The organism is Cellulosimicrobium cellulans (assembly GCF_001722485.1).
GTDB classification, from domain to species: Bacteria; Actinomycetota; Actinomycetes; order Actinomycetales; family Cellulomonadaceae; genus Cellulosimicrobium; species Cellulosimicrobium cellulans_A.
Window position 1 is genome coordinate 1 of the sequence record NZ_LWGL01000124.1, and the last position, 9824, is coordinate 9824.

Here is a 9824-nt window from a genome sequence, read left to right on the forward strand (position 1 = left end):
AGCCACGCGTCCCACGCGTCGGCCGGCAGCGCGAGCGGCATCCGGTCGTGGATCTCGGCGAGGTCGGGGGCCGCGTCGGTCGTGATGATCGTCGTCGAGACGAGCCAGCGGGCCGGGTCGTCGTCGGCCTTCGCCGGGTCGCGCCAGAACTCGTACAGCCCGGCGAACGCGGCGCTGCGCCCGTCCTGCGGAGCGATGTAGTACGGCTGCTTGGGCGTCTTCCCACGGCGCGGCCGGCCCCCGTCGCCCGCGGGTGACGCGCCGTCTAGCAGCGGGCGCCACTCGTAGTACCCGTCCGCCGGGACGAGGCACCGCCGGACCCCGAACGGCTTGGCGAACGCGGGCTTGTCGAGGACGGACTCCGCCCGCGCGTTGATCATGCGGGCGCCGCCCGCGGGGCTCTTCGACCAGGACGGCACGAGCCCCCAGCGCGCGACGCGCAGGGAGCGCCGCACCTCGCCCGTGTCCTTCGCCGCGCGCTCGACGACGATCCGCACCGGGTCGGTCGGCGCGAGGTTCCACGACGGCGGGAGCAGGCGGGCGTCGTCGGCGATCTCCGCGACCGCGAACTCGTCCGCGAGGTCCTGGGCGTCCCGGAAGGAGGCGTAGCGTCCGCACATGCCTCCAGCGTGCCGCACGCCGCCCACACGCGGCGCGCCGCGCCGTCTGCCTCGCGGCCGGGCGACGAGAGGCGGATCACGTCGCCCGGGGCGACGGTTTTCGATGTCGAATCGTTACGATGGGCGTCATGCCCACACCCTCGGTCGACACAGCCATGCCCAGGACGCGGTCGTCGGCCAAGTGGGTGCTCCTGCTCGGTGCGCTCGCGACGTTGCCCGCGCTGACGGTCGACATGTACCTGCCGCTCCTGCCCGAGGTGGGGGCGGAGCTCGGCGCCCCCGACTCGCTCGCGCAGCTCACGCTGTCCGGCATGCTCGTCGGCGGCGCGGTCGGCCAGCTCGTCATCGGGCCGCTGTCGGACCGCTACGGGCGACGCCTGCCCGTGGTCGTCGGCCTGTCGCTGCACGTCGTGACGTCGCTGCTCTGCGCGCTCGCGCCGAACATCGGCCTCCTCGTCGCGCTCCGCGTCCTCCAGGGCTTCTTCAACGCGTCCGCGTCGGTCGTCGCCATCGCCGCGATCCGTGACCGCTTCACCGGCTCCGACGCCGCGCGCATCCTCTCCCGGCTCATGCTCGTCATCGGGCTCGCGCCGCTCCTCGCGCCGACGTTCGGCTCGTTCATCGGCGCGCACTCCACGTGGCGCGCGGTGTTCTGGGTCCTCGCCGCGGCGGGCGTCGTGCTCGGCGCGATCGTGCTCCGCTGGATGCCCGAGTCCCTGCCGGTCGAGCGCCGCCGCCCCGCGGGGGCCCGGACGATCCTGCGCGGGTACGGGAGCCTGCTGCGCGACCGCCACTTCGTGGCCCTCGCCGTCCTGCCCGGGCTCGGCCAGGCCGTCCTCATGAGCTACGTCGTCGGGTCGCCGTTCGTGCTCCAGGAGGGCTACGACCTCAGCCACGGCCAGTTCGCGCTCCTGTTCGCGATCAACGGCATCGGTCTCGTCGTCTCGGCGCAGGCGAACGCGGCGCTCGTGCGGCGCGTCGCGCCGATCCGGCTCCTGCGCACCGCGCTCGTCGTGCAGGGCGTGTTCGCCACGGGGCTCGTCGTCGTCGCCGTGACCGGAGCGGGCGGACTCGTCGGCCTCCTCGTCGCCCTCTGGCTCGTGCTGGCCCTGCAGGGCCTCATCCCGGCGAACGCGTCGGCGCTCGCCCTCACGCGCCACGGGGAGATCGCCGGCACGGCGGCCGCCGTCATCGGGGCCTTCCAGTCCGGTGTCGCCGGGCTCGTGAGCCCGCTCGTCGGCTTCTTCGGCGGCGACGCGGTCGCGATGTCCGGCGTCATGCTCGGCGCCGTCGTGACGTCGCTCCTCGTGCTCGGCCTCGCCACGCCGGCGTTCCGCAAGGGCGGCTGGCACACGCCGGTCTGACGCCGCCCGCGGCGTCCGTGCGAGGACGGTCCGCGAGGTGATCTTCGCGCGGCCTTCACGAGTTCGGCGTGGCGTCGTACGGACGTCTCCGCGTGGACCCTCTACCCTGCGTGGGTGCCATCGACCCGACAGCCGTCCGCGAAGCGTCCCGCGGGCGGTCCCCACCACGCGCGCCGGCTCGCCTCGCACGGCGTCGCGCGGGTGGTCGGCATGCTCCTCACCGGCGCCCTAAGCTTCGTCGCCGTCGCCGCCGGCGCGGTGTACCTCGACCTCAAGTCGCAGATCACCGTGAGCGACGTGTCCGACCTCGTCGTCGGCGGGCCCGTGGCGGAGCCGCCGAAGGACCCCGACGACCCGTTCGCCGGCCGCGCGCTGAACATCCTCGTCATGGGGACCGACTACCGCGACGCCGAGAACGCCGCGATCGCCGGCGAGGAGCCGGGCATGCGGTCCGACACGACGTTCGTCGCGCACGTGTCGGGCGACCGCACGCGCATGGAGGTCGTGTCCATCCCTCGCGACTCGCTCGTCGCGCTCCCGGCGTGCAAGCTCCCGGACGGGTCGATGTCGTCCCCGCGGCGCAGCGCGATGTTCAACTCCGCCTTCGAGACCGGCTCCGGCGGCGTCGACGACATCGACCACGCCGCCGCGTGCACCATCACCGCCGTGCAGGAGCTCACCGGCGTCCCGATCACCAACCACGTCGTCGTGAAGATGACCGGCGTCATCGGGGTGGTCGACGCCGTCGGCGGAGTCACCATGTGCTTCCCCGAGCCGGTGAAGGAGAACCCGCGCTACGGGAACCTCGACCTGCCCGCGGGGGAGTACACGCTCTCCGGCCGCGAGTCGATCGACTTCCTCCGGGCCCGCCACGGCACGGGCATGGGCCTCGACATGGGCAGCGACCTCACGCGCATCGCCCGCCAGCAGGCGTTCATCGACTCGATGATCCGCGAGATCCTCGGGAAGAACCTCATCACGAACTCCCCGCAGCTCTACGGCGTCATCCAGGCCGTGCTCGGCTCCATCAGCGCGGACCCCTCGATCGCCGACCCGACGGCGCTCGCCGGCCTCGCGTTCAGCCTGCGGAACATCAATCCGTCGGAGGTCGTGTTCACGCAGCTCCCGGTGGCGCCGGCGCCGAGCGACCCGAACCGCGTCGTGTGGACGTCGGAGGCCGACGCGATCTGGGAGCGCATCGCCACGGACCAGCCGCCGCCCGGCCACGAGGCCCCGGCGGACCCGCGCGACGACGCGACCGCACCCGACGCCGGTGCGCCGGACGCGGGACAGCCGGCCGACGGTGCGGCGCCCCCGGAGGACACCGCCCCGCCCGCCGACGGCGGCACGGGTGCGACCGACCCCGGCACGACGGACCCCGGGACGGGCGAGCCGGCTCCCGAGCCGACGCCGACCTTGCTGCCCGGCGTCTGCGGCTGACCGTCAGGGGCGACGCAGCCGGCCGAGGCGCTCGACGGCGTCGTGCAGCACGTCCTCGCGCTTGACGAACGTGAACCGCACGCGGGACGCGAGGGCGCGCGACGTCGCGGATCCGGGCGTGCAGAACGCGCTCACCGGGACACCGACGACGCCCGCGCGCTCGGGCAGCGCGCGGCACAGGGCGACGCCGTCGTCGTGGCCGAGCGGGGCGCCGTCGGCCACGACGAAGTAGGTGCCCTGCGGCACGACGACGTCGAACCCAGCCGCGACGAGGCCTGAGCACAGCAGGTCCCGGCGCGCGGCGAGCGAGTCGGCGAGGGCGCGCGGCGTCTCGTCGTCGGACAGGGCGTCGGCGACGGCGGGCTGGAACGGCGCGCCCGACGTGTAGGTGAGGAACTGCTTGACCGTGCGCACGGCCGTGACGAGCGGCGCGGGACCGTGGAGCCAGCCGACCTTCCAGCCGGTGAACGAGAACGTCTTGCCGGCCGAGGAGATGGTGATCGTGCGCTCGCGCATGCCGGGGAGCGTCGCGATCGGGACGTGCGCGGTGTCGTCGAACGTCAGGTGCTCGTAGACCTCGTCGGTGACGACGACGGCGTCGTGGCGACGCGCGACGGCGGCGATCGCGTCGAGCTCGTCGAGCGTGAGGACCGTGCCGGTCGGGTTGTGCGGCGAGTTGACGAGGATGATCCGCGTGCGGTCGGTGACCGCGGCGCGCAGCGCGTCGACGTCGAGGCGGAAGCGGTCGCGGCCCGGGACGAGCGGGACGGTGACGTGGCGGGCGCCGGCGAGCGCGATGCCGGCCGCGTGGGAGTCGTAGAACGGCTCGAGCGTCACGACGTCGTCGCCCGGTCCGGCGAGCGCGAGCAGCGTCGCGGCCAGCGCCTCGGTGGCGCCGGTGGTGACGAGCACCTCGGTCTCCGGGTCGGGGTCGAGCCCGTAGTGGCGGAACTGGTGCGCCGCGACCGCGTTGCGCAGCTCGAGGATCCCCGGCCCGGGCGGGTACTGGTTGTGCCCGTCCTCGATCGCGCGCTGCGCCGCGTGCTTGACGGCGGCCGGCCCGTCGACGTCGGGGAAGCCCTGCCCGAGGTTGATGGCGCCCGTGCGGCGGGCGAGGTCCGTCATCTCGGCGAAGATCGTCGACGCGACCGTGCCGTCGGGGGAGAGCAGGCCGGTCGCGCGCGCGGCGTCCTGCCAGCGGCCGGGCGGGAGCGGACCGGTCTGCGGTGCCATGCGCCGACCCTACCGGCGGGCCCCGACGCCGCCGCGATCGCTCGGACCGGACGGGGTTGTCCACAAGCAGTGTTCTGCAGCAGGGCTCCGATGCCCTACGCTCGGGCGCTGTTCGTCCATATCCAGGCACGACAGTGCTGGTCACACGTCATACGGGAGCGGGGTAGACGCGCGGATGTCCGTCGACGCGCACGGGATCGCCGTGCTCGAGAGCGAGGTGCGCGAGCTCGTCCGCCGTCGCGGTGTCGACCCGGCGCGCGACCGGGCCGGGATCGACCGCCTCGTGCGCGAGGCCGTCGCCGACTACGAGACGCGCAGCGCCATCGGGGCCGTCGCGCCGCTGGCCGACCCGGTGGCCGCCGGCCGCGCCGTGGTCGACGCCGTCGCGGGTCTGGGCCCGCTGCAGCAGTACCTCGACGACCCGGCGGTCGAGGAGATCTGGATCAACAGCCCGCAGCAGGTGTTCGTCGCGCGCGGCGGGGAGTCCGAGCTCACGACGACGATCCTCACGGCGCAGCAGGTGCGCGACCTGGTCGAGCAGATGCTCCGGTCGTCCGGCAGGCGCCTCGACCTGTCCAGCCCGTTCGTCGACGCGGCGCTTCCCGGCGGTGAGCGGCTCCACGTCGTCATCCCCGACGTCACCCGGGACAGCTTCGCCGTCAACATCCGCAAGCACGTCGTCCGGGCGTCGCACCTCGACGACCTCGTGCGTCTCGGCTCGCTGGCGCCGCACGCCGCCGCGTTCCTCGACGCCGCCGTGCGCGCCGGGCTCAACATCCTCGTCGCCGGTGCGACGCAGGCGGGCAAGACGACGATGCTCAACGCCCTCGCCGGGTCGATCCCCGCGACGCAGCGCGTCATCACGTGCGAGGAGGTGTTCGAGCTGCGGTTCGCCGTGCGTGACATCGTGTCGATGCAGTGCCGCCAGCCGAGCCTCGAGGGGACCGGCGAGATCCCGCTGCGGCGGCTCGTCAAGGAGGCGCTGCGCATGCGCCCCGACCGCATCGTCATCGGCGAGGTCCGCGAGGCGGAGAGCTTCGACCTCCTCATCGCGTTGAACGCCGGAGTTCCCGGCATGTGCACGATCCACGCCAACTCGGCGCGCGAGGCGCTCGCGAAGATGTGCACGCTCCCGCTGCTCGCGGGCGAGAACGTCTCCGACCGGTTCGTCGTGCCGACGGTCGCGGCGGCCGTCGACCTGGTCGTGCACCTGGGGGTCGACGTCGACGGGCGCCGTCACGTGCGGGAGATCGTCGGCGTCCCCGGCCGGGTGGAGGAGGGCGTCGTCGAGACGGCCGACCTGTTCGTCCGTGCCGGGGGCGACCTCGTCCGGGCCGACGGCTACCCGCCCGCAGCCGACCGCTTCGCTCGGGCCGGCATCGACCTGGCGGCGCTGCTCCGGCCGGACGGACGGCACGAACGGCGTGCCGCGCCCGACGCCGCGTGGTCGGGGGTGCGCTGACGTGGGCGTGGTCGTGGGCCTCCTGCTGGGGGCCGGCCTGTTCTGCGTCTGGTGGTCCTTCTGGGAGCCGGGGGCACGTCGTCCCCGACGCCCCGACGGATGGGCCGCCCGCACGCAGGACCTCCTCGTCCAGGCGGGCGCGCCGTCGGTCACGCCGGGCGCCCTCGTGGGCACCAGCGTCGGGGTCGGGGTGGCCGTCCTGCTCGTCGCGGGTGTCCTCATGCGCTCCGTGACGATCGCCGCGTGCTTCGCGCTCATCGCCGCCTCCGCCCCCGCGATGCTGGTCCGGGCGCGCGCGAGGCGTCGGCGCGCGCGGCTGCGCGACGTCTGGCCCGAGGTCGTGGACCACCTCGCGTCGGGCGTCCGGGCCGGGCTGTCCCTGCCCGAGGCGGTCGGCCAGCTGGGCGACCGCGGTCCGCTCGAGCTGCGCGACCCGTTCCGGCGCTTCGCGCAGGACTACCGGGCGAGCGGGCGCTTCGGCGACTGCCTCGACGCCCTCAAGGAGCGCCTGGCGGACCCCGTCGCGGACCGCATCGTCGAGGCGCTGCGCCTGACGCGCGACGTCGGCGGCACGGACCTCGGCCGGCTCCTGCGCACGCTGTCCAGCTTCCTGCGCGAGGACGCCCGCACGCGCGGAGAGCTCGAGGCGCGGCAGTCGTGGACGGTCAACGGGGCGCGGCTCGCGGTGGCCGGTCCGTGGGCGGTGCTCGCGTTCCTGGCGACGCGGCCGGAGACCGCGGCGGCGTACAACACGGTCACGGGCGCGCTCGTCCTCGCGGGCGGGGCGGCGTGCACCGTCGTGGCCTACCAGCTCATGCTGCGCATCGGCCGGCTCCCCGAGGACGAGAGGGTGCTGCGATGACCGGTCTCGAGGTCTCCTGGGTGGGCGCCGTCGCCGGCGCGCTGTGCGGTGTGGGCGTCCTGCTCGTCGTCGCGGGCGTGCGCGGCCGGGTGATCCGGCTGGACGAACGCCTCGCGCCGTACCTGCGCCGGCACGACGCGACGTCGGCCCTGCTGCGCGACCAGCCGGTGCACACGCCGTTCCCGACGATCGAACGCCTCGTCGCGCCGTGGGTCGCCGACGCCGGGCGCGCGCTCGACCGGTTCGGCTCCACGCGGGGCGAGCTCCGGCGACGGCTCGACCGCGCCGGGCGCGCGGAGAGCGTCGACCAGTTCCGGGCGCGCCAGCTCGTGTGGGGAGTGCTCGGCCTGGCGGCCGGCACCCTCCTGGCCGTCGTCCTGGCCGCGACGCGCGGGTCGTCGGTCGTCGCGCTCGTCCTGCTCGCCCTCCTGTGCGGCGTCGGCGGGGTGCTCGCGTGCGACCAGCACCTGGCCCGTGCGGTCCGGCGGCGCGAGGAGCGGATGCTCGCGGAGTTCCCGACCGTGGCCGAGCTGCTCGCGCTCGCGGTGGGCGCCGGGGAGGGGCCTGTCGCAGCGCTCGAACGTGTCGCGTCGACGGCCCGCGGCGAGCTCTCCGCCGAGCTCGCGACGACGCTCGCCTCCGTCCGTGCCGGGACGCCTCTGACGCGCGCCCTCGAGCAGCTCGCGGACCGGACGTCGTTGCCGAGCCTGACCCGCTTCGCGGAGGGTGTCGCCGTCGCGGTCGAGCGTGGGACACCGCTCGCCGAGGTGCTGCGCGCCCAGGCCCAGGACGTGCGCGAGTCGGGTCGTCGCGCCCTCATGGAGTCCGGCGGCCGGAAGGAGGTCCTCATGATGGTCCCGGTGGTGTTCCTCATCCTGCCGGTGACGGTCGTGTTCGCCGTCTTCCCGTCGGTCGCGACCCTGCGGATCGGGTTCTGACCGGCCCGACCACGCAAGCACACGAGCTCGAAGGACGAGAGCGCGCCACGTCGACGGGACGAGACGTGGCGTCGGACGGCACGACCCAGCGGGCGTGCGACAGAAGGAGGAGACATGCGAGAGCGGCTCAGCAGGACGGCCGGCACGGTGCGGGCGGTCGGCTCGGCGGTGGTGCGACGGTTGTCGGGAGACGGCACCGAGCGCGGCGACGTGCCGGGGTGGGTGCTCATCACCCTGATGACGGCGGGACTCGTCATCGCGCTGTGGGCCGTCGCGGGCCCCGCGCTCACCGCCGCCTTCAGCGACGCGATCAGCAGCGTCAGCGGCCCCTGACGTGCGCGCGTCGATGGAGGACGAGCGGGGGTCCGCCGTCGTGGACTTCACGCTCGTGTCCGTCCTCGTGCTCGTGCTGTTCCTCGGCGTCGTGCAGGTCGCGCTCGCCGTGCACGTCCGGTCGACGCTCATCGACTGCGCCGCAGAAGGGGCGCGCGTCGCCGGCCGCGCCGACCGCGGGCCCGCCGACGGCGTCGCCCGGACGCGTGACCTCATCGCGGCGTCGCTGTCCTCCCGGTACTCGCAGGACGTCGTGGCGCGGCAGACCACCGTGGACGGCCTCCCGGTGGTCGAGGTGACGGTCTCCGCGCCGCTGCCCGTCGTCGGGCTGCTCGGCCCGTCCGGCGTCGTGACCGTGGACGGGCACGCTCTCGAGGAGGGCGCATGAGCGCGCTGCGTGAGGTGGTGCGCCGAATCCGTGCGCGGCTCGTCGGTGCGGGGGAGCGAGGCAACGCCGTCGTGGAGTTCCTCGGGGTGGCGCTCGTGCTCCTCCTGCCGCTGCTCTACCTCGTGCTCACCGTGGGGCGCGTGCAGGCCGGCACCTTCGCGGTGGAGGGCGCGGCGCGAGAGGCGGCGCGCGCGTTCGTGACGGCGCCGTCGAGCGCCGAGGCCGGCCGGCGCGCGGGTGCGGCCGTCGCGATCGCGCTCGACGACCAGGGCTTCGGCGGGACCGATGCCGCCGACGCGCTCTCGCTGGGTTGCTCCACGACCCCGTGTCTGCAGCCGGGCAGCGAGGTCGCGGCGCACGTGCGGCTCGACGTGCCGCTCCCGTTCGTCCCTGCCTTCGTGCGCGACGTCGTGCCCCTGTCCGTCCCGGTCGAGTCGCGGTACGTCGCCGCGGTCGACGAGTACGCGGCGCGGCGACCGTGAGCGCGCGGAGGACGCCCGCCGCAACGGGCTCCCAGGATCCGGATCCGGCCGTCGACCGCGAGAGCGGTCAGATCATGCTGCTCACCTCGGCGTTCGTCGCGTTCGCCCTGCTGCTCGTCACCGTGGTGGTGAGTGCGACGCAGATCCACCTCGAGCGCAAGCGCCTGTTCGACCTGGCCGACGCGCTCGCTCTGACGGCCGCCGACTCGATGTCGCACGAGACGTTCTACACGGGCGCGGCGGAGCGGCCCACGGACGGCGCGGTGCTCACTCTCACGGACGGCGAGATCCAGGCCGAGGTGGGGGACCACCTGCGCGAACACCCCGACGCGCTCGCCGGCCTGCACGAGGTGCGGGTGGTCGAGGCGTCGACCCCGGACGGGCGGACCGCGGAGGTCTCCCTGACAGCGCTCGCGCGACCCGCCATGGTCAGCTGGGTGACGCAGCTCTGGAGTGATGGCATCATCATCCGTGCGGAAGCACGCGCGCGAGCGTGGTGAACCGTCGACGCTGTTCGACGACGAACGACGGAGAGAGGACTGTACGCAACGGGGCAATGGACGATCCATGGACGGTTCGTTCACTTCCTTAACAGTGGTTGACCACTTCACGCGCATCTCTGGGCTCCCGCATGGTTCGCCGCTATGGTGATCCGGTCCGACAACAACTCCAACGATGGAGAGCTACAACATGAACGCACGA

The 9824-nt window shown here is 74.2% G+C and carries 11 protein-coding genes; 9 read left to right on the forward strand and 2 right to left on the reverse strand.

Going from position 1 to position 9824, the window contains the following annotated elements:
* The coding region (locus tag JZ5iCDA_RS12780) for an SOS response-associated peptidase (RefSeq protein ID WP_069387526.1) at nucleotides 1–620 on the reverse strand (620 nt) is incomplete at its 3' end.
* A gap of 128 nt (nucleotides 621–748) precedes the next feature.
* Here JZ5iCDA_RS12780 and JZ5iCDA_RS12785 point away from each other — a divergent pair.
* Both JZ5iCDA_RS12785 and JZ5iCDA_RS12790 read left to right on the forward strand, forming a co-directional pair.
* Nucleotides 749–1984, forward strand: a complete 1236-nt coding sequence (locus tag JZ5iCDA_RS12785) for a multidrug effflux MFS transporter (protein ID WP_069387534.1) — start codon at nucleotides 749–751, stop codon at nucleotides 1982–1984.
* Between the two features lie 114 nt (nucleotides 1985–2098).
* Nucleotides 2099–3424 (forward strand): LCP family glycopolymer transferase, encoded by a 1326-nt coding sequence (locus JZ5iCDA_RS12790; RefSeq protein WP_253182084.1) that lies wholly within the window; start codon nucleotides 2099–2101, stop codon nucleotides 3422–3424.
* Between the two features lie 3 nt (nucleotides 3425–3427).
* Here the strand turns inward: JZ5iCDA_RS12790 and JZ5iCDA_RS12795 are convergent, their stop codons facing one another.
* Nucleotides 3428–4657: a pyridoxal phosphate-dependent aminotransferase gene (locus JZ5iCDA_RS12795; RefSeq protein WP_069387527.1), complete on the reverse strand. Its 1230-nt coding sequence runs from the start codon at nucleotides 4655–4657 to the stop codon at nucleotides 3428–3430.
* 175 nt (nucleotides 4658–4832) lie between these two features.
* On the opposite strand from JZ5iCDA_RS12795, the gene JZ5iCDA_RS12800 reads away from it, so the two are divergent.
* From JZ5iCDA_RS12800 to JZ5iCDA_RS12830, 7 genes are all read left to right on the forward strand, one after another.
* A complete protein-coding gene (locus tag JZ5iCDA_RS12800) occupies nucleotides 4833–6119 on the forward strand; it encodes a CpaF family protein (RefSeq protein WP_069387528.1) in 1287 nt (428 codons plus the stop codon).
* Nucleotide 6120: 1 nt separating this feature from the next.
* Nucleotides 6121–6981 (forward strand): type II secretion system F family protein, encoded by an 861-nt coding sequence (locus JZ5iCDA_RS12805; RefSeq protein ID WP_069387529.1) that lies wholly within the window; start codon nucleotides 6121–6123, stop codon nucleotides 6979–6981.
* Complete coding sequence (locus tag JZ5iCDA_RS12810; RefSeq protein WP_069387530.1) at nucleotides 6978–7919, forward strand: type II secretion system F family protein; 942 nt, start codon at nucleotides 6978–6980, stop codon at nucleotides 7917–7919. Before JZ5iCDA_RS12805 ends, JZ5iCDA_RS12810 begins: the two co-directional genes overlap by 4 nt.
* 114 nt (nucleotides 7920–8033) lie before the next feature.
* On the forward strand, nucleotides 8034–8252 hold the full coding sequence (locus JZ5iCDA_RS12815; RefSeq protein WP_069387531.1) for a hypothetical protein: 219 nt from the start codon (nucleotides 8034–8036) through the stop codon (nucleotides 8250–8252).
* A 13-nt stretch (nucleotides 8253–8265) separates the two neighbouring features.
* Entirely contained in the window at nucleotides 8266–8640 is a 375-nt protein-coding gene (locus JZ5iCDA_RS12820) for a TadE/TadG family type IV pilus assembly protein (protein ID WP_069387536.1), read from the forward strand.
* Entirely contained in the window at nucleotides 8637–9122 is a 486-nt protein-coding gene (locus JZ5iCDA_RS12825) for a TadE/TadG family type IV pilus assembly protein (protein WP_069387532.1), read from the forward strand. Before JZ5iCDA_RS12820 ends, JZ5iCDA_RS12825 begins: the two co-directional genes overlap by 4 nt.
* 74 nt (nucleotides 9123–9196) lie before the next feature.
* Nucleotides 9197–9622 carry a hypothetical protein gene (locus JZ5iCDA_RS12830; RefSeq protein WP_069387533.1) on the forward strand — a complete coding sequence of 142 codons (426 nt, stop codon included), beginning with the start codon at nucleotides 9197–9199 and terminating at the stop codon, nucleotides 9620–9622.
* Nucleotides 9623–9824: the final 202 nt, after the last annotated feature.